Genomic DNA, 17,540 nt, shown 5'->3' with positions numbered 1-17,540 from the left:
CTACTCATTCCCCTCAAGCCGCACGCGAAGCTCTCGCAGCACGGGCATGAAGGCGCGCACCCGTTCGGCCCCTAGATCGGTCACAAATTCGGCGATCAAGGGGGCGACCGCCTGCACCGCCGCATCCCGCGCCGCACGGCCTGACGGGCTGATCGCGACAAACTTGCGGCGGGCATCATCCCAATCGGGGCGGATATGCACATGCCCGGCCCATTCCAGCTTGCTCAGCGTGTTCGTCATCGCCCCGCGTGTCACATGAAACGCACGGGCAAGCTGCGCCGGAGAGCGTTCATCATTCACCCGCGCCAGATGGTTCAGAACCGCGAAATGTGACAGTTCCATCCCTTTGGGCAGCACCTTGGAAATGCGGTTGCGGGCCAATTGATCGGCCATGAACAATTCGCCAAACAGGGTGACGGCAAGGTCTTCGGCGTTTTCCGTCATTCCGGCCCCGCAACGCTGCGATCATGGACAAGCGAGGGCACGCGCCCCCGCGCCTGTGCGACGCGGTCCAGATCAATCTCGGCGAAGGTGACGCCAACCTGAACGCCGCCATCGGCCAGAACCTCTCCCCATGGGGCGATGGCAAGGCTGTGGCCATAGGTGCGCCGCCCTTTCCCGCCCGAGGTTTCTGCGTGAAACCCGGTTTGCGCCGGAGCCAGAACGAAGCAGCCGGTTTCAATCGCGCGGGCGCGCAGCAGCACTTCCCAATGCGCCGCACCCGTGATGTGGTTGAAAGCGGCAGGCACCGTCAGGATTTGCGCGCCAGCCTGCGCCAGACGCCGGTAAAGATAGGCAAAGCGCACATCATAGCACACCGTCATCCCCACCGCGCCAAAGGGCGTTTTTGCCAGAACCGCCTGCGTGCCGGGGCGATACCCTTCGGATTCGCGGTAACGCTCGGTTTCCGATACATCCACGTCAAACATGTGGATCTTGTCATAGCGCGCGGCAATCTGGCCCTGTGGATCAATCAGAAAAGACCGGTTGGCAAAGCGGCCATCGGCATCATGGGTCAGCATCGCCAATGAACCGACCAGAACCCAAACACCGGCGCGTGCGGCTTCGGCCTGCAAGGCGGCAAGCGTGGGGTCATCCGCCTCATGGTGGAACACTGTGGCCTGATGCTTGCGGCTGGATGACAGGCCATTCGTGCATTCCGGCGTCAGGATAAACTGCGCCCCGCCTTCGGCTGCCACACGCACAAGGCGCAGGGTTTCCGGCAGATTGGCTGCCGGATCATCCGTCACGCAAAGCTGCACAAGACCCACGCGCATCGGCTAGTCTTTCAGCAGCGCGTCAAGTTTGCCCGCATGGTCAAGCGCATGCAGATCATCCGACCCGCCGACATGGGTTTCCCCGACAAAGATTTGCGGCACGGTGCGGCCACCCTTCGCGCGCTGCACCATCACCGCCCGCAACGACGGATCGCGCGAAACGTCATGTTCAACGAAAGCCACGCCTTTTTTCGACAACAGCCGTTTGGCAGCGTGGCAATAACCGCAAAGCGGCGAGGTATAGATTTCAACTTGCTTCATGTTCACAATCCCCATGGTCGCGATGACTATAGGGATTTAGGCGTCCTTCGCAACGCGCGCCAGAGCAAGAACCGAAACCTCTTTTGCGCCATCGGCAAGGCAAGCCTCGGTCGCTGCCGCGAAGGTTGCGCCCGAGGTCATCACATCATCCACCAGCAGCACATGCCGCCCCGCCAGCAGCGCACGGCGGCGGGGATGGGTGCGGATCGCGTCTTGCATGTTTTCAAACCGGCCAATGCGGTCGCGCCCTTCTTGGCTGTGGGTGTTGCGATGGCGTTGCAGCAGGTCAGGGCAATGCGGCAGCCCGGCCAGTTTGGCAAGCGAGGCGGACAGCAGCGCGGATTGGTTATAGCGGCGGCGCAGCAAGCGTAGCCAGTGCAAAGGCACCGGGGCCACCAGCATATCAGGCCGCAGAATGGGCCGCGCTGCCCGCAACAGCCATGCCCCGGCGGGTTTCGCCAGATCAAGCCTGTCGCCATGTTTCAGTTGCAGCACCATCTTGCGCCCGTTGTCCTTATAGAGCATCGCCGCGCGCCCTTGCGCCCAAGGCCGCGCCAAGGTCAGGCAATCATCGCAGTGCAAAGGTTTGCCGTGGTCTTCACCCGGCAAAGGTGTTCCACAGCCATCGCAGACCAGCCCTGCGATGAAGGGCGTTTCGCGCCAGCATTTGCCGCACAGCCCGAAATCGGACGTGACAAGCGTTTCGCAGCCCAAGCATTGCGGCGGGTAAACCAGTTGCAGCATGGCTTGCAATCCCATCCATCCCTCCTATTGTCCGGCACATGCAAATGCTGACCGACCCCCTTGCCCTTGCCCGCAACCGCGCCCGCGCGTTGGCCCAGCCATCGCCCGCCTTGTTTTTGCACGAAGACGTGCTGGACGAGGTTAAGGAGAGACTCACAGAGGTTAACAGGTCGTTTACGAGGGTTGCGATCGTCACAGGTTTTCCCGATCTGTGGCGCGCGGCCTTTCCGCAAGCCCAGATCGTGGCCGATAGCGATGTGCTGACGCTGGAACCCCAAGCACATGATCTGGTTATTCACGCGATGGCGCTGCACTGGGCCAATGACCCGGTGGGACAGTTGATTCAATGCCAACGCGCCTTGCAACCCGATGGGCTGTTCATCGCGGCACTGCTTGGCGGGCAAACCTTGCATGAATTGCGCGCCTGTCTGGCCGAGGCAGAGGCGGCGGTGACGGGCGGGCTGTCACCTCGGGTGCTGCCGATGGCCGAAATCCGCGATCTGGGCGGCCTGTTGCAACGCGCGGGCTTTGCCTTGCCCGTGGCCGATGGCTTTACCCGCAAGGCGCACTACCGCGACATGTTTCACCTGATGCAAGACCTGCGCGCGATGGGTGAAGGCAATGCGCTTGCCGCCCGCTTGCGCCGCCCCACGGCGCGCGCCGTCTTTGCGCAAGCGGCGCAAAGCTATGCCACCGCCTATCCCGCGCCGCAGGGCCGAATCACCGCCAGTTTTGAGACGATTTTCCTGACCGGCTGGGCCCCGCATGAAACCCAACAAAAGCCACTGCGCCCCGGATCGGCGGCCCAACGGCTTGCCGATGCGCTTGGCGCACCCGAGATTACGCTGCCTGCGACAAAGGGCGAAGGTTGACCCGACGCAAATAGGCGTTATTTGCCCACAACAAAGAAAAACAGGAGCAAAGCCATGCTGGATTCCAGATATAGCCAACCCGACATCCCCGCAGGCGAAGGGCGTCTGGCCCATGCTCCCGCAGATCACCCGCCGGTCAAGGCCCCCAAGATTGGTGTTCTGCTGGCAAACCTCGGGACGCCCGACAATTACGACTATTGGTCGATGCGGCGCTATCTGAACCAGTTTTTGTCGGACAAGCGGGTCGTCGATATTTCAGACTGGATCTGGCAGCCGCTGTTGCAGCTGGTGATTCTGACCAAACGGCCTTTTGCCTCGGGCGCGAATTACAAGCTGATCTGGAACCACGAAAAGAACGAAAGCCCGCTGCTGACCATCACAAAGGATCAGACCGCGGCGATTGCTGCCGCCTTGTCGCAAACCTATGGCGGTGAGGTGATCGTGGATTTCAGCATGCGCTACGGCAACCCCTCGACCGAATCCAAGGTCAAGGCGATGGTGGCAGCGGGCTGCGAAAAGATCCTGTTCTTCCCGCTTTATCCGCATTACGCGGGCGCCACATCTGCCACAGCGAATGATGCGTTCTTTGCGGCGCTGATGAAGGAAAAGCGTCAACCCGCCGTGCGCACGGTGCCAGAATATTTCGAACACCCTGCCTATATCGAGGCCTTGGCCCAATCGGTGGAGCGCGCCTATGCCAAGCTGGACCATACGCCCGATGTGCTGGTTGCCAGTTATCACGGCATGCCGATCCGCTATCTGATGGAGGGCGACCCCTATCATTGCCATTGCGCCAAAACCACGCGGCTTTTGCGGGAACGGCTGGGCTGGGACAAATCGGCGATTGATACCAGCTTCCAATCGGTCTTTGGCCGCGAAGAATGGTTGAAACCCTATACCGTGGAACATGTGGCGGAATTGGCCAAACAAGGCAAAAAACGCATCGCGGTCATCGCGCCTGCGTTTTCGGCCGATTGCATCGAAACGCTGGAAGAAATCAACGGTGAGATTCGCGAAGCCTTTGAGCACGCGGGCGGCGAAAGCTTTACCTATATTCCCTGCCTGAACGATGACGCCGCCCATATTGAGGCGCTGGTTCAGATTATCACCGAGAATCTGGTGGGTTGGGTGCGCTGACCTCTATCGCGTTCGCTCTGTTGCAACAGAGCGGGCGCGGCACTTGCCTTGCATCACACAAAGAAAAAGGACGGCAGGTTTAACCCCACCGTCCCCATTCGATGTAATCCTGAAAGGATTACTTCGCGGCAGCAGCTGCGATAACCAACAGCAGCAGCAGCGGAACAACGATGCCGCCAGCAGACGACGAAGTCGACGCTTCAACAACAGCCGGTTCCATTACCGGTTCAGCCATACCGCCAGCGAAAGCGGTGGATGCAGCAACGGTCAGAGCCGCTGCGAGTGCAAGTTTCTTCATAGTAACCTCCAGTTTTCGCGCGCCATCGAATTTTTTCAGAGGACGATAACGCGCACCCAAGACTATACCTCGTGGGTTTTTCTAATCAGCTTGCGGGAAAGATTGCAATCTGGCTCGTGAAAATATGGCACGCTCGTCGCAGGTTTCGTCAATTTAGCAACACTCTTGCCGGGTTAGGAGCGGGGGAGGCCAGATTCTCGGCGGAAATCTTGCGGTTGAGAAACAAAAAGGGGGGCCAAAAGCCCCCCTCTGCACCATGGCATCGCCAGATGATTCAAATCAGCAGAACCTGCGTGCCAACCTTTGTCAGCCCGAAAAGTTCTGCAATATGTTCATTATACAGGCCAACGCAGCCGTTCGAAGACCGGCGCCCGATTTTGCGCGTGTCATGCGTGCCGTGAATCCGGTAATAGGTCCAGGACAGATACAGCGCATGGGTGCCAAGCGGATTTTCGGGACCTGCGGGCACGAAATCGGGCCATTCCGGGTTGCGCTTTTTCATTTCCGGGGTCGGACGCCACGTCGGGCCAACAACCTTCTGCACAATTTCCGTGCGGCCGCGGCGCGTCAGATCCTCGGTCAGCGGCACCGAGGTCGGGTAGAGTTTGTAAATCGTCTGATCTTCTGACCAGAAATGCAGCGCGCGCGACATCGTGTCGACCAGCACAGCACCGTTCCTTGTGTCGCTGAAATAGGGTTGCCAATCCAGCATGCGGAAGCTGGAGATGTTATTGCGCACCGACCCAGTGCTTGGCACATCAAACTCGGTAGAGTTTTCCTGCGCAAAGCCCGGAACGGCGGCCATCCCGACAGTTGCAGCAGCAGCACCCAACAGGGCCCGGCGATTCATGTATTTGGCGCGGCCGGCATTCATCCGACATACTCCTTCTTAAGCTTTGGCTGCAAAGTAACGCTTTTTGCTGCGATCTTCAAATCACAGAGACGTTGATCGGCGGTAACATGCAGAGTTGCATTTGCTCATATCACTGCAAAGCGTTAAAGACAGGGCTAATCGCACCGGATGGGAATGAAATGAAAGCTTTGTCAGTTGTCGCAGTCTGTGCCTCTCTTGCGCTTGCCGCATGTGGCACCGGCAATCAAATCAGGGTTGGCAGTGATGGGCGCCCTTTGCCGCAAGTTTACCGTATTTCCGCAGGGCAAGAGCAGAAAATCCCCTTCCGCTTGCTGGATTCCGTCAATGCTTTGCGGTCTGCGAAAGGGGCGGGGCCCTTGCAGTATAATGCCCAGTTGAACGCCGCTGCGGCCACACATTCCCGCGACATGTCGGTGCAGAACCGCCCGTGGCATTTCGGCTCGGACGGCTCCTCGCCTTTGGACCGGGTGAACCGCGTTGGCTATACAGGGCGGCTAGTTGGCGAGAATATCTCTGAAACATTTGAAACAGAGCTTGAGACGCTGTCGGCCTGGATGTCAGAGGCAAGCACGCGCGACGTGATCATGGACCCGAATGCCCGCGAACTGGGCTTTGCATGGTTCCAGGAAGAATCCGGCAAAATCTGGTGGACATTGGTGACTGGCGCGTAATCGCGCCAGCCCTTTGCGGCTTTACGGGAAAATGTGGATCGGGGTTCCGTCGCGGACCATGGCATAGATGTCTTCCATCTGCCGGTCGGTCACGGCGATGCAGCCCCAAGTCCAATCGCCCTTGTTGTCGCCCTTATACCCGGTCTTGCCATGGATAAAGATTTCGCCCCCCGGCTCTTTACCTTGTGATTTGGCATAGGCGATATCGGCCTTGTTGGGATAGCTGATCCCGATGGACAGATGGAACCGGCTGCGCGGATTGCGCCGGTCAATGTAATACAAACCTTCCGGCGTTTTACCGTCGCCTTCAAACTGCTTGTGGCCCTTGGGCGCAAAACCCAAGGCAATATCATAGGTCTTGACGATCTTGGTATTGCTGAACAGCTGCATTTTGCGCGCGTCTTTATAAACGACGACCTTGGTGATTGGCGGGCCGTTATAGGTGCGGAACTTGCTGTCCTTGCCACCGCAGGCCGCCAGACCCAAAATCAAGAAAAGTGCCGCGATTAGCTTGAACGCCCGCATTGCCAAAGCCTCTGTCGTTTTTAGATTGGTGTTTCGGCGAAACCTTAGTGTGAAACACATGATTTGCCCAGATTAACTTAGCAATTACCTCAGCGATTCAATCGCTTTTGCGTGATCGCTCCGTCAATGCCTTTTCAATGGCGTCTAGGCGGCTCAGCACATCTTCGCGGTATTGGTCGGTGCGTTCGTTATCGGCCACATTATGCGCATCCTGCATCGAGTTCACGATCAGACCGACCAACAGGTTCACCACGGCAAAGGTTGTCATCATGATGAAGGGCACGAAAAAAGCCCAGGCATAGGGGTAAACCACCATGACGGGCCGCACGATGCCCATCGACCAGCTTTCCAGCGTCATGATCTGGAACAGCGAATAGGCCGAATGCCCGATGGTTCCGAACCATTCCGGGAAGGTGTCGCCAAACAGCTTTGTCGCCATGACAGAGCCGATGTAGAAGATGATCGCCATCAACAAAAAGACCGAACCCATGCCCGGCAAGGCGGTCACAAAGCCTTCGACCACCCGCCGCAGCGAGGGCGCGACCGAGATGACCCGCAGCACCCGCAAAATCCGCAGCGCGCGCAGAACAGAAAGCGATTGCGCCCCCGGCATGATCGCGATGCCGATGACCAAGGCATCAAAAATGTTCCAACCCGATTTGAAAAAGCGGAGGTCAAACGCGTAGAGCTTCAGCAGAATCTCGACGATGAAGATCATCAGGCACAGCGTATCAAGCAGGCTGACCAGCGGGCCGATCTGGCCCATGATGGTTTCGGATGTGTCCATGCCCAACAGAACCGCGTTGAACATGATGACCCCGGTGATGAACCGCTGGGTAGATGATTTGGTAATCCAAAAGGCGACGCGCTGGCGCAAGGTCATGAATGGTCTCGTCCCGGTTCGAGGTTTAATGCGCCCATATTCTACAGGCTGAAGCGGGCTGCAAGCTCCACATGCGAGGACCAGCGGAATTGATCCACAGGCTGCACCCAATCCAGCCGATAGCCCGCTGCTGTCAGGATCCGGGCATCGCGGGCAAAGGTGACTGGGTTGCAGGACACCGCCGCAATCACCGGCACTTTGGCGGCCGCCAGCGTTTTGGTCTGTGCCTCGGCCCCGGCGCGCGGCGGGTCAATCACCACGGCTTGCACATTCTTGAACTCATCAGGTTCCAGCGGGCGGCGGAACAGATCACGCGTTTCGGTGGTCACACGTTTCAGCCCTTCAGCCTGCCGCCAGCCCTTATCCAGCGCGGCCATCATCGCCGCATCGCCTTCGACCGCGTGAACCTCGGCCCGTTCGGCCAAAGGCAGGGCAAAGGTGCCAGAGCCTGCGAACAGATCGGTGATGCGCTTGGCATCGCCGACAGCCTCTTGCACCGCGCGCAACAAATCGGCCTGCCCCTGATCCGTGGCTTGCAGGAACGCACCGGGCGGCGGGGCCACCAGTGCGCGGCCCATGGCCTGCATCGGGGCGGCACGCAGGGCCACCACCTCATGCTCCCATGTCAGGCGTGACAAGCCGCGCGCCTCGGCCACGCGGGCCAGTTCCAGCCGCAACTGCCCATCCAGCGGCTTGCCCCCCGTAACCGACACATCGGGACCGGCAAGACTGCGGGTAATGGTCAGCGCCAGTTCCGATTTGCGCGAACCACCCGTCATCACCAGCGCCTCCAACGCCGGGAAAGCGGCTATCAGATCAGGGTGCAAAAGCTGGCACTGCGGAACCAACACCAGCGCATCGGACCCGCGCGCGTGAAAGCCGAGCATCGCGCCGCCTTTGGTGCGACGCCCCGCAATCGTCGCACGCCGCCGCGATTGGGGTGGCGAGGTCAGTATGGGACGCAAATCCGCCTCCAACCCCTGCCCGGCCAGTGCAGACCGCACCACATCCATCTTCCATGCCGCGACAAAATCATCCTTGGCATGCTGCATCATGCAGCCGCCGCAACTGCGGGCATGGGCACAAGGTGGGCGCACGCGGTCGGGCGAAGGCGTCACGATCCGCGCGTTTTCCAGACGGCTGCCGACCAGCTCGCCTTCAACTTCTTCACCCGGCAACATCTGCGCCACAAAGATCGGGCCGTTTTCACCTTGGGCAATCGCATCGCCCAAATGGCCCAGCCGTTCGATGGTTAGTTTCACTCTGCCGCCTCTTCCGATCCGATGAAGCCGCCGGATTGGCGGTTCCAATAGCGCGCATAAAGCCCATCCAAGGCCAAAAGCGCATCATGACTGCCTTCTTCGACTATGCGCCCATTGTCCAGCACAACTATGCGGTCCATCTCGGCAATCGTGGACAAACGGTGCGCAATTGCCAGCACGGTCTTGCCCTCCATCACCTTGGCAAGAGTGGATTGAATGGCCGCCTCTACCTCGCTGTCCAGCGCCGAGGTTGCCTCATCCAGCACCAGAATCGGCGCATCTTTCAGGAAGGTCCGGGCCAAGGCAATCCGCTGCCGCTGCCCGCCGGACAACTTGACACCGCGTTCACCCAGATAGGCGTCATAGCCCTTGCGGTCATTATGGTCGATCATGTGTTCGATAAACTCATGCGCTTCGGCGGCGCGGGTGGCGTCAATCACCTCGGCCTCATCGGCATCTGGGCGGCCATATTTGATATTGTCACGGGCCGAGCGGTTGAACATCGCGGTTTCCTGCGTGACCATGCCGATCTGCCGCCGCAGGCTTTCTTGTGTGACCTTGCGCACATCCCAGCCATCAATCAAAACCGCGCCTTTTTCGGTATCATAGAGCCGCAAAAGCAAGGAAACCAAGGTCGACTTCCCCGCACCCGAGGCACCAACGATGCCCAGTTTTTCCCCGGCCTTGATCGTCAGGTTGATGTGTTCCACCCCGCCGCGCTTGCGACCATAGGCAAAGGACACATCTTGAAACGTCACCTCGCCTTTCACCCGTGGCAATTCCACCGCATCGGGCGCATCGGCCAGCGTATGCGGAATCGACAGGGTGCGCATCCCATCCTCCACCTCTCCGACCGAGGTATAGATGGACATCAGCGTAAAGCTGACCCAACCCGACATCTGCGCGATCCGCATCGAAATCGCACCCGCCGCCGCAATCGCGCCTGCCGTGGCCATCCCCTGCCCCCACAAAATCAGCGTGCCACCGATCAGCATCAGGGGCAAAGCCCCCGCCAGCGTCATCAGGGCAAAGCGGAACAGGGTTGAAATCTGCCCAAACTCCAGCGACCGGTCGCGAAACACCTGCATCGCCTTCAGGGCCACGCGATCTTCGAATGCGGCATGGGCGAACAGCTTGACCGTTTTGATATTGGTGATGGTATCGACCACCTGCCCCGTCACCATCGCCCGCGCCGAGGCCCGCGCCGCCGAATTCACCCGCACGCGCGGCATGAAATAGCGAATGGTAAAGACATAGGCGACCAGCCACACCGCCAGCGCAAGCGCCACGCGATAATCCACCGCCACCAGAAACACCACCGACCCGATGACAGAGGCCAGCGCAAAGGCCACCGTGTTGATCACCTCGGTCGCAACATCGGTCACGGCCCGCGCGGCTTGCATCTGTTTCTGCGCAATCCGGCCTGCGAAATCATTGTCAAAAAACGTCACCGCCTGCCCCAGCGTCCAACGATGCAGGCGCGACAACACCAAAGGCAACACATTCGGCCCCACGATGATAGAGTTTGACGCCGCCGAAGCCGCAAAGGCCAAGGGCCGCAAGATCAGGTAAAAGCCGACAAAACCAACCAGCAGCCAAAGGTGTTCGCTGAAAAACACCTCGGCCCCCGAGGCAAGCGCCGCATCAATCACCCAGCCCAGAAACAAGGCGGAAACCACCTCCATCGCGCCGGCAATCGCCGACAGCGCGCCAGCAAGCCACAGCATTGGCCAACTGCCCGACAGGCACCAGCGAAAGAACGCGCCCAGATTTTGCGGCGGCGGCCCTTCGGCCGGGCGAAAAGCCTCTATCAAGCCACCAATGCGCGCAACCAAAGTCATTCTGTTTCCTCATCCGTGCCCAGAAACCCGCCGGATTGACGAGCCCAGAATTGGGCATATAGCCCATCTTGCGCCAAAAGCGCGGCGTGACTGCCGGTTTCCACAACAGCCCCGTCATCCAAAACGACGATCCGGTCCATCGCGGCAATGGTAGACAGACGGTGCGCGATGGCAATCACTGTCTTGCCTTGCATCACCCCGTAAAGCGATTCCTGAATCGCAGCTTCCACCTCACTGTCCAGCGCGCTTGTCGCCTCGTCCAGTATCAGGATCGGTGCGTTTTTCAGGATCACCCGCGCCAAACCGATACGCTGGCGCTGCCCGCCCGAAAGCTTCACCCCGCGTTCGCCGACATGTGCGTCATAGCCGCGACGACCCTCTGGATCTTGCAGGTCCAGAATGAAGTCATGCGCCTCGGCACGCTTGGCGGCCTCGATCATTTCGGCCTCGGAGGCATCGGGGCGACCATACAGGATGTTATCACGGACCGAGCGATGCAACAGGCTGCTGTCTTGCTGCACCATGCCGATTTGAGCGCGCAGGCTGGCTTGGGTGACATCAGCGATGTTCTGGCCATCGACCAGAATCCGCCCCGCCTCGGCATCATAAAACCGCAGCATCAGCTTGACGAGGGTCGACTTCCCCGCACCCGACCGGCCCACAAGCCCAACCTTTTCGCCCGGTGCAATGGTCAGCGTCACATCGCGCAAACCACCGCTACCCCGGCCATAGTGATGCGACAGCGCGTCAATCTCTATCCGGCCCGCGTGCAGTGCCAGCGGTTTGGCATCGGGTTTGTCCACAAGGCTGATAGGCTGCGCGATGGTTTCCATGCCTTCGGCCACCACGCCCAGCGCCTGCACCAGACTGGTCGTCGCCCACATGATCCAATAGGTCATATTGTTCAGCCGCAGCACCAGCGCGGTGGTGGCGGCCACGACCCCAACGCTCGCCTGCCCCTGAAACCACAGGTAAAGCGCATAGCCCGTGATCGCCACGATCAAGGCACCGTTCAACACGGTCAGCGCCACATCCATCGTCGTGATAACCCGCATTTCCCGCGAAAACGTCTCGCGCGCGGTTTCAATCGCCTCTTTGGCATAGGTTAGTTCGCTGTCGTGATGGGCGAACATCTTGACGGAATGAATGTTGGTATAGGCATCCACCACCCGCCCCGTCACCGCCGAGCGCGCGTCCGAACTGGCCTTGGCCGCAGGCCCGGCCCGCCGCAAGGTCCAGCGCACCAACACCAGATAAAGCGCAAACCAGATCAGCAATGGAACGATCAAGCGCGGGTCCGCATCGGCCAGAACGAAGGCCGAGCCGATCAGCGTCACAGTCGCAAAGGCCACCGCATCAAAGGTTTGAAACACCGCATCGCCAGCCGCAGGCGGGGTTTGCATGATCCGGTTGGCGATGCGCCCCGCGAAATCCGATTCAAACCAGCCAACGGGTTGGCGCAACACATGGCTATGCGCGCGCCAGCGGATCAGCGTGCCAAAATTCGGCAAAATAGAGTTGTGCAGCAGCGCCGTGTTCAGTCCCGCAAACAGCGGGCGCATAAGGAAAATGCCCATGGCAACCAGAATGAACTCTAGCCCGTGGTCGGCCCAAACCTGCGCCGGGCCACCCCCTGCCAGCACATCGACCAAACGGCCCACATACCAGATCAGCACCACGTCGATCGACGCAACAAGGATCGACACCACAGCCGTTATCGCAAAGACCTTGTGAAACGGCCGGATATATTCCTTCAGAAAGGGCCAGAGCTGCCGGGGCGGCGTGTCTGTCTGCGGATAGGGGCCGTATGGATCTATCAACCCTTCGAAAAACCGAAACACGGGGGGATGCCTTCGTTAAATGCGTCTCTCCGATATAGTCTTTGCGACCGGAAAGGAAAACACTCAGCCCAGCAGATCGGCTTTTGTCAGCGCAAAGCCCGAGTCGATCCAGCGCTGTTCAGCGTCTCGCAGGGCATCGCCTAGTGCCTTGCCTTGCAAACGCGGCATCAGATCAGCGGCGGCAACCGGGAACACCGCGTCAATCCCGCGCTGCACCTCCGTGCGCCAGTTTGGCGGCGGATCAGTCTCTAACATAGCGGAACGGCCCAGAATAACCGCCTCGGCCACCGCCGCGCCAAAGCGATAGGCAAGCTCTGCCGCACCGCGCATGGTTGCCAACTCCGCCCGGATCAACCTGACCTGTGCGAGATCGGCGCACGACAGGCGCAGGCTGTCAAAATCGCCCCCAATCACGGCAAGCCGGGCCAGCCAATCGCGCCCACCAAGATGAACGAGGATCGGCAAGGCGCGTGCATCTGCGCCGGGCAGCGCTGCGGCCAGAACCCCGGTTTGGGCCATGCTGGCCACGGCCATCGACGGGTCCGTCGCCGAGAACAGTTTTTTCAACTCCGCCCCCACGCGTTCGCGCGAAAGCGTCTCTAATCCGGCGGAATGGGCAGCACAGGCGGCCAAACCTTCGGCATCCAACCCCTGCGCAGGGTCGCCATACCACGCAAAGAAACGAAAAAAGCGCAGGATACGCAAATAATCCTCGGTGATGCGCTGTTCGGCATTGCCAACAAAGCGCACGCGCCGCGCCAACAGGTCCGGCAGGCCACCCAACGGGTCCACAACCGTGCCATCCGCCTGCGCGTAAAGCGCGTTCATCGTGAAATCCCGCCGCGCGGCATCCTCATTGACCGAGGTAGAAAAGGCGACAACCGCATGCCGACCATCGGTTTCAACATCGCGGCGTAAGGTCGTCACCTCATGCGCAACACCTTTGGCGATCACCGTCACGGTGCCGTGGTCAAAGCCCGTTGGCACCACCTTGAAACCCGCCCTTTCCGCAAGGTTAGTCACGGTTTCGGGCCGCGCATCGGTGGCGATGTCAATATCATTGACCTCTACCCCCATCAGGGCATTGCGCACACAGCCCCCGACAAACAGCGCCATCGCGCCGCCTTCGGCCAAAGCTTTGCACAAGCCTTGGGTGCCAAGATGGTCCAGCCATGCGCCGCCGATCTTCATTCTGTCACCCGATCCGCCAAGCCGCGCAAAATCCGCGCGGTGGCCCCCCAGATATAATAGGGCCCGTAAGGCACCGTGTAATAGCGCCGCCAATCCCCGCGCCAAAGCCGTGCCTCTACTCGGAAATTTGCCGGATTAGTGACGAAATCAAGTGGAACGGTGAAAACTTCTTCCACCTCACCCGCCTCTGGCACGGCATTGAACGCCCCGCGCACAACGGCCAGAATCGGGGTCACGGTAAAGCCTGTGACGGTTTCATGCGTCGGCAATTCGCCCAAAACATTAACCAAGCCACGGGGCAGGCCCACTTCCTCCTCTGCCTCGCGCAGCGCGGCAGCGGCGGGGCCGGCATCATAGGTTTCGACCTTGCCCCCCGGAAAGGCGATCTGGCCGGGGTGATGTTTCAGATGCGACGACCGTTTCGTCAGGATCAAACGCGCCCCAGCTTCGGAAAACTGCACGGCCACCAAGACGGCAGCCGCACGCAATTTCCGGTTTTCCGGCAAGACCGTGCCGGGGTTCAGGTCAAAATCAGACGAGGCAGGAGTTTCCCGCGCCAACGCCCGATGCAACCGATCAGGCGTCATCTTGCCCTGCCTGCGTGCCAAGCGTTTTGGGGTCCAGCACATATTGTGCCCCACAAAACTGGCAATCCGCCGTGACCACACCGTCTTCGGTCGTCATCTCGGCAATATCCTCGGCCCCATAGATCGACAGCGACTGGCGCACGCGTTCTTCGGAACAGGTGCAGCCAAAGCGCACCGGCTGCGGGTCAAACACGCGCGGCCCTTCCTCATGGAACAGACGAATCAGCAGGTCTGTCGGACCAACCTGCGGGCCGATCAGCTCCAACTCCTCTACCGTGTCCAACAGCATGTTCACACGGGTCCAGTTTTCACCCTCATCGCCATCAACCAGATCTTGATGCGCGAGCAAACCTTCATCGCCCGACCCGCCATCCTTGGCCGCAAAAGGGGACGCCTTGGGCATCATTTGCAACATCACGCCACCGGCCCGCCACGCAGCCCCCTCACCCGGCAGGGTGGATTTGCCGAAGCTAAGCTGAAACCGGGTCGGCAACTGCTCGGACTGGGCGAAATACGTCTCTGCACAGGCGGAAAGCGATGATCCGGCGATAGGCGTGATGCCCTGATACGGCACCATGCCTTCGCCTTGGTCGATCAGAATGGCGAAATACCCAGCCCCAAGCAGCGAAAACGGCGCAGCGTCACCCAGATCAGCCTCTTGGTCGTAACCGGCATAGGCCCGAACCCGCGCGGGCTGGCCATCCTCTGTCGGGCCGTAATAATCGGTGGCAATCAGGCGGACTGGCCCTTCGCCACGGATTTGCAGCGAGAGTTTCCAGCGCAGCTTGATAGTCTGGCCGATCAAAGCCGTCAGCAATGTGGCCTCTGCGACCAACGCCTCCACCTGTGGCGGATATTCATGTTGCTTCAACACCGACTCCAGCGCACCATCAAGCCGCGCGACGCGGCCCCGGATGTCAGAGTGATCAAGTTGAAACGGAAGGACGGTATCGTCCCAAGCGATTTTTGTTCCGATGGTCATGGGGTTCCCTTGGCAAGCCAGCCTTGGCATACCGCGAACATATAGGCACGGCAACCAAAGGACCAAGGGCAAAGCGATGATCAAATGCTATGGCGACCCCCCAAGAACGGGCCAACGCTACACAAGGCGGCCCGGCGTCTATGCGATTTTGCTGCGGGATGGCGAGATTCTGGCCACCCATCAGGCCGAACCGACGCCCGAAATTCAGTTGCCCGGCGGTGGAATCGACAAAGGCGAACACCCCATCGCCGCCCTGCACCGCGAGGTGTTTGAGGAAACCGGATGGCGGATGGCGCTGCAATTTCGCTTTGGCACCTTCCGGCGCTTTACCTATATGCCGGAATATGACCTTTGGGCCGAAAAGCTGTGCACGATCTATGTGGGCCGCCCCACCGTTCGGGTTTCCGCGCCGACAGAGCCGGGGCACCTGCCGCTTTGGCTGCCGCTCCGCTCTGCCGCCGAGGTTTTGGGCAACCCAGGCGATCGCGCGCTGATGGCCCGGTTCGCGGAATTGATGCGCTAGGGCGGGCCTTTCAGCAAGAACAGCGCGCCAGACACATCATCGGGAAAATCCTCCCCCCCGAAGTAGCTGGACAGATCCCAGATCAACGCCTCTATCAAGGCGGCGTTGGACATGGATTTGTTGGCCAGCAAGATACGCGTCAGCCCCTCTTCGCCCAGTTCAATGCCATCGGGGGACGGGCATTCCGTTACCCCATCGGACACAAGGAACATGCGGTCGCCCGGGGATAAAACCGCCTCCACCCGTTCATAGGTTGCATCGGGAATCAATCCGATGGGCATGCCACCATCCCCGATATATTCAACCGCGCCGCTGGCACGGATGATCGCGGGGTGCGGATGCCCCGCCTGCACCAGATGCACCCGCCCCGTTTCCAGATCAATATCGGCATAAGCGAGGGTGAAATACTGCTCTACCTTGATGTCTTCGAACATCATCCGGTTCAGCCGCGCCGCCACAACCTCGGGCGGGTGGGCGTTGCGTTCGCCACGGGCGCTGACCGTCAGCGCGACATTATGATCTGGCGTGGTGCCCGACAGCAGGCCCGAAAGCCGCGCCGTCATCATGGCAGAGGCGACGCCGTGCCCCGAAACATCGACAGAATAGATGCCGATTCGATTCTGATGAATCTCAAAAAAACCGACCAGATCGCCGCCGACATGGCCAGAGGGCCGCAAGAGCGCAGACACCTCGCCCCGGCCAAAATCACGGAACCTTTCGCGCACCAGCGTTTGTTGCAGCTTCCGCGCCTCAATCAGGTCGCGATCCAGCGAATCATACAATTTTTGCAATTCATCGAGGGTAGAACCGACCAGCCGGTTCTTTTCCACCAGCTCCGCCTGCATGCTTAGTATCCGTTCACCTGCGCGCAAACGGGCGTGCAATTCCCCAGGATTGACGGGTTTGGACAAGAAATCATCGGCCCCACAGTCCAGACCATCTGCAATCTCGGCCTTTTCGGATTTGGATGTCAGCAGGATGAAATAGCCATACCCTTCCCTTGGCAAGGCGCGGAAAGCCTGACAAAAATCCAGCCCGTTCATCTCGGGCATCATCCAATCGCTCAGCACGAAATCGAAGGCAATATCACGGCAAAGCGCCAGCGCCGACACGCCGGAATCCGCCTCGGTGACGCGATAGCCGCCCCGTTGCAGCGCCAAGGCCAGAATGCGCCGTTGCGCGCGGCTGTCATCCACAACCAGCACATGCCGCGCGGCGGTGCGGCGCGGCAGTGTATCAATGGCCAGATCGTTCATCACCAAAGCCGACACGAGGTTTCCTTTGCAAGTCGTCCGCTTGGTTTGCCGCCAAAACCTTAAGGCGCTGTAAAACCTAAAATTCGTCCTTCTCTGCAAAACCGGGGTTACAGATTGTTAAACCCCGCGCCGCACAATCCCGTGGTGTGGAGGCGACAAGATTGCCGTGTTGGAGGGTGATATGATTGATTGGCAACGCGTGCGCGAATTGCGCGACGAAATCGGCGAAGATGATTTTGAAGAGGTGGTGGACCTGTTTCTGGAGGAAGCGGATGAGGTTGCCGCCAAAATCCCCGCCCTTACGGCCGCCGATCAGATTGAATCTGCGCTACATTTCCTGAAAGGCAGTGCCTTGAACCTTGGGTTCAAGGAATTTGCCGCGTTGTGTCAGGCAGGGGAAAAAGCGGCTGCTCTGGGGGACGTTGCAAGTATTGATCTGGCACGCGTCGTCACAGTTTACGAAGCGTCAAAACGGGCTTATGCCAATGGGCAGGCGGCCGAGGATGCGGCCTGAA

The 17,540-nt window shown here is 59.8% G+C and carries 20 protein-coding genes; 5 read left to right on the top strand and 15 right to left on the bottom strand.

Translation table 11 applies throughout. From position 1 onward, the window contains the following. Genes EGN72_RS12875 through EGN72_RS12860 form a run of 4 tightly spaced genes read right to left on the bottom strand, consistent with a single transcriptional unit; the run spans position 1 to position 2,297 of the window. Positions 1-444, bottom strand: coding sequence for a MarR family winged helix-turn-helix transcriptional regulator (locus tag EGN72_RS12875; protein ID WP_127048216.1), 444 nt, complete (start codon positions 442-444; stop codon positions 1-3). After that, on the bottom strand, positions 441-1,277 hold the full coding sequence (locus EGN72_RS12870) for a carbon-nitrogen hydrolase family protein (protein WP_127048214.1): 837 nt from the start codon (positions 1,275-1,277) through the stop codon (positions 441-443). Before EGN72_RS12870 ends, EGN72_RS12875 begins: the two co-directional genes overlap by 4 nt. Positions 1,278-1,280: 3 nt before the next feature. Further along, positions 1,281-1,538, bottom strand: coding sequence for a glutaredoxin 3 (gene grxC, locus EGN72_RS12865; RefSeq protein ID WP_127048212.1), 258 nt, complete (start codon positions 1,536-1,538; stop codon positions 1,281-1,283). 36 nt (positions 1,539-1,574) lie between these two features. After that, positions 1,575-2,297 carry a ComF family protein gene (locus EGN72_RS12860; protein WP_127048210.1) on the bottom strand — a complete coding sequence of 241 codons (723 nt, stop codon included), beginning with the start codon at positions 2,295-2,297 and terminating at the stop codon, positions 1,575-1,577. Positions 2,298-2,320: 23 nt separating this feature from the next. Between EGN72_RS12860 and EGN72_RS12855 the strand changes: the two genes are divergently transcribed. Both EGN72_RS12855 and hemH read left to right on the top strand, forming a co-directional pair. Further along, positions 2,321-3,154, top strand: a complete 834-nt coding sequence (locus EGN72_RS12855; RefSeq protein WP_127048208.1) for a methyltransferase domain-containing protein — start codon at positions 2,321-2,323, stop codon at positions 3,152-3,154. Between the two features lie 54 nt (positions 3,155-3,208). Then, positions 3,209-4,291, top strand: a complete 1,083-nt coding sequence (gene hemH / locus EGN72_RS12850; RefSeq protein ID WP_127048206.1) for a ferrochelatase — start codon at positions 3,209-3,211, stop codon at positions 4,289-4,291. 118 nt (positions 4,292-4,409) lie between these two features. On the opposite strand, the gene EGN72_RS12845 is transcribed toward hemH, so the two are convergent. Together EGN72_RS12845 and EGN72_RS12840 are read right to left on the bottom strand one after the other, a co-directional pair. Then, a complete protein-coding gene (locus EGN72_RS12845; protein WP_127048205.1) occupies positions 4,410-4,589 on the bottom strand; it encodes a hypothetical protein in 180 nt (59 codons plus the stop codon). A gap of 274 nt (positions 4,590-4,863) precedes the next feature. Beyond that, positions 4,864-5,463: a L,D-transpeptidase gene (locus EGN72_RS12840; RefSeq protein ID WP_127048203.1), complete on the bottom strand. Its 600-nt coding sequence runs from the start codon at positions 5,461-5,463 to the stop codon at positions 4,864-4,866. 158 nt (positions 5,464-5,621) lie between these two features. Here EGN72_RS12840 and EGN72_RS12835 point away from each other — a divergent pair, with 158 nt between their 5' ends. After that, the gene (locus tag EGN72_RS12835) at positions 5,622-6,134 is read left to right on the top strand and encodes a CAP domain-containing protein (RefSeq protein WP_127048201.1); all 513 of its coding nucleotides are present in this window, start codon (positions 5,622-5,624) and stop codon (positions 6,132-6,134) included. 21 nt (positions 6,135-6,155) lie between these two features. Here EGN72_RS12835 and EGN72_RS12830 read toward each other — a convergent pair whose 3' ends face one another. The 8 genes from EGN72_RS12830 to EGN72_RS12795 all read right to left on the bottom strand — a co-directional run bounded on the left by EGN72_RS12830 (position 6,156) and on the right by EGN72_RS12795 (position 15,246). Beyond that, positions 6,156-6,659, bottom strand: a complete 504-nt coding sequence (locus EGN72_RS12830) for a murein L,D-transpeptidase family protein (RefSeq protein ID WP_127048199.1) — start codon at positions 6,657-6,659, stop codon at positions 6,156-6,158. 97 nt (positions 6,660-6,756) lie between these two features. Continuing rightward, on the bottom strand, positions 6,757-7,542 hold the full coding sequence (locus EGN72_RS12825; protein ID WP_127048197.1) for an ion transporter: 786 nt from the start codon (positions 7,540-7,542) through the stop codon (positions 6,757-6,759). 41 nt (positions 7,543-7,583) lie between these two features. Further along, positions 7,584-8,804: a class I SAM-dependent RNA methyltransferase gene (locus tag EGN72_RS12820; RefSeq protein WP_127048195.1), complete on the bottom strand. Its 1,221-nt coding sequence runs from the start codon at positions 8,802-8,804 to the stop codon at positions 7,584-7,586. Beyond that, positions 8,801-10,645: an ABC transporter ATP-binding protein gene (locus EGN72_RS12815; protein ID WP_127048193.1), complete on the bottom strand. Its 1,845-nt coding sequence runs from the start codon at positions 10,643-10,645 to the stop codon at positions 8,801-8,803. The genes EGN72_RS12820 and EGN72_RS12815 overlap by 4 nt, the downstream gene beginning before the upstream one ends. After that, entirely contained in the window at positions 10,642-12,486 is a 1,845-nt protein-coding gene (locus EGN72_RS12810; RefSeq protein ID WP_127048191.1) for an ABC transporter ATP-binding protein, read from the bottom strand. Before EGN72_RS12810 ends, EGN72_RS12815 begins: the two co-directional genes overlap by 4 nt. Positions 12,487-12,549: 63 nt before the next feature. After that, positions 12,550-13,677: a CCA tRNA nucleotidyltransferase gene (locus EGN72_RS12805; RefSeq protein WP_127048189.1), complete on the bottom strand. Its 1,128-nt coding sequence runs from the start codon at positions 13,675-13,677 to the stop codon at positions 12,550-12,552. Beyond that, positions 13,674-14,264 (bottom strand): CoA pyrophosphatase, encoded by a 591-nt coding sequence (locus EGN72_RS12800; RefSeq protein WP_127048187.1) that lies wholly within the window; start codon positions 14,262-14,264, stop codon positions 13,674-13,676. The genes EGN72_RS12805 and EGN72_RS12800 overlap by 4 nt, the downstream gene beginning before the upstream one ends. Next, positions 14,254-15,246: an Hsp33 family molecular chaperone HslO gene (locus tag EGN72_RS12795; RefSeq protein WP_127048186.1), complete on the bottom strand. Its 993-nt coding sequence runs from the start codon at positions 15,244-15,246 to the stop codon at positions 14,254-14,256. Before EGN72_RS12795 ends, EGN72_RS12800 begins: the two co-directional genes overlap by 11 nt. A gap of 76 nt (positions 15,247-15,322) precedes the next feature. Here EGN72_RS12795 and EGN72_RS12790 point away from each other — a divergent pair, with 76 nt between their 5' ends. Beyond that, entirely contained in the window at positions 15,323-15,769 is a 447-nt protein-coding gene (locus tag EGN72_RS12790) for an NUDIX domain-containing protein (RefSeq protein ID WP_127048184.1), read from the top strand. On the opposite strand, the gene EGN72_RS12785 is transcribed toward EGN72_RS12790, so the two are convergent. Further along, entirely contained in the window at positions 15,766-17,025 is a 1,260-nt protein-coding gene (locus EGN72_RS12785) for a PP2C family protein-serine/threonine phosphatase (protein ID WP_127048539.1), read from the bottom strand. The genes EGN72_RS12790 and EGN72_RS12785 overlap by 4 nt on opposite strands. A 181-nt stretch (positions 17,026-17,206) precedes the next feature. Here EGN72_RS12785 and EGN72_RS12780 point away from each other — a divergent pair, with 181 nt between their 5' ends. Then, entirely contained in the window at positions 17,207-17,539 is a 333-nt protein-coding gene (locus tag EGN72_RS12780; protein WP_127048182.1) for an Hpt domain-containing protein, read from the top strand. Position 17,540: the final 1 nt, after the last annotated feature.

The organism is Pseudorhodobacter sp. E13 (assembly GCF_003991405.1).
Classification (GTDB): Bacteria; Pseudomonadota; Alphaproteobacteria; order Rhodobacterales; family Rhodobacteraceae; genus Pseudorhodobacter.
This window is presented reverse-complemented; position numbering and strand designations above follow the sequence as displayed.

Bases quoted from the DNA above. Each gene is read 5' to 3' on its own strand.
- EGN72_RS12790 (WP_127048184.1), top strand. From the start codon at position 15,323: ATGATCAAATGCTATGGCGACCCCCCAAGAACGGGCCAACGCTACACA.
- EGN72_RS12815 (WP_127048193.1), bottom strand. From the start codon at position 10,645: ATGACTTTGGTTGCGCGCATTGGTGGCTTGATAGAGGCTTTTCGCCCG.
- EGN72_RS12875 (WP_127048216.1), bottom strand. From the start codon at position 444: ATGACGGAAAACGCCGAAGACCTTGCCGTCACCCTGTTTGGCGAATTG.
- EGN72_RS12860 (WP_127048210.1), bottom strand. From the start codon at position 2,297: ATGGGATTGCAAGCCATGCTGCAACTGGTTTACCCGCCGCAATGCTTG.
- EGN72_RS12780 (WP_127048182.1), top strand. From the start codon at position 17,207: ATGATTGATTGGCAACGCGTGCGCGAATTGCGCGACGAAATCGGCGAA.
- hemH (WP_127048206.1), top strand. From the start codon at position 3,209: ATGCTGGATTCCAGATATAGCCAACCCGACATCCCCGCAGGCGAAGGG.
- EGN72_RS12785 (WP_127048539.1), bottom strand. From the start codon at position 17,025: ATGAACGATCTGGCCATTGATACACTGCCGCGCCGCACCGCCGCGCGG.
- grxC (WP_127048212.1), bottom strand. From the start codon at position 1,538: ATGAAGCAAGTTGAAATCTATACCTCGCCGCTTTGCGGTTATTGCCAC.
- EGN72_RS12805 (WP_127048189.1), bottom strand. From the start codon at position 13,677: ATGAAGATCGGCGGCGCATGGCTGGACCATCTTGGCACCCAAGGCTTG.
- EGN72_RS12825 (WP_127048197.1), bottom strand. From the start codon at position 7,542: ATGACCTTGCGCCAGCGCGTCGCCTTTTGGATTACCAAATCATCTACC.
- EGN72_RS12800 (WP_127048187.1), bottom strand. From the start codon at position 14,264: ATGACGCCTGATCGGTTGCATCGGGCGTTGGCGCGGGAAACTCCTGCC.
- EGN72_RS12845 (WP_127048205.1), bottom strand. From the start codon at position 4,589: ATGAAGAAACTTGCACTCGCAGCGGCTCTGACCGTTGCTGCATCCACC.
- EGN72_RS12870 (WP_127048214.1), bottom strand. From the start codon at position 1,277: ATGCGCGTGGGTCTTGTGCAGCTTTGCGTGACGGATGATCCGGCAGCC.
- EGN72_RS12855 (WP_127048208.1), top strand. From the start codon at position 2,321: ATGCAAATGCTGACCGACCCCCTTGCCCTTGCCCGCAACCGCGCCCGC.
- EGN72_RS12840 (WP_127048203.1), bottom strand. From the start codon at position 5,463: ATGAATGCCGGCCGCGCCAAATACATGAATCGCCGGGCCCTGTTGGGT.
- EGN72_RS12795 (WP_127048186.1), bottom strand. From the start codon at position 15,246: ATGACCATCGGAACAAAAATCGCTTGGGACGATACCGTCCTTCCGTTT.
- EGN72_RS12830 (WP_127048199.1), bottom strand. From the start codon at position 6,659: ATGCGGGCGTTCAAGCTAATCGCGGCACTTTTCTTGATTTTGGGTCTG.
- EGN72_RS12835 (WP_127048201.1), top strand. From the start codon at position 5,622: ATGAAAGCTTTGTCAGTTGTCGCAGTCTGTGCCTCTCTTGCGCTTGCC.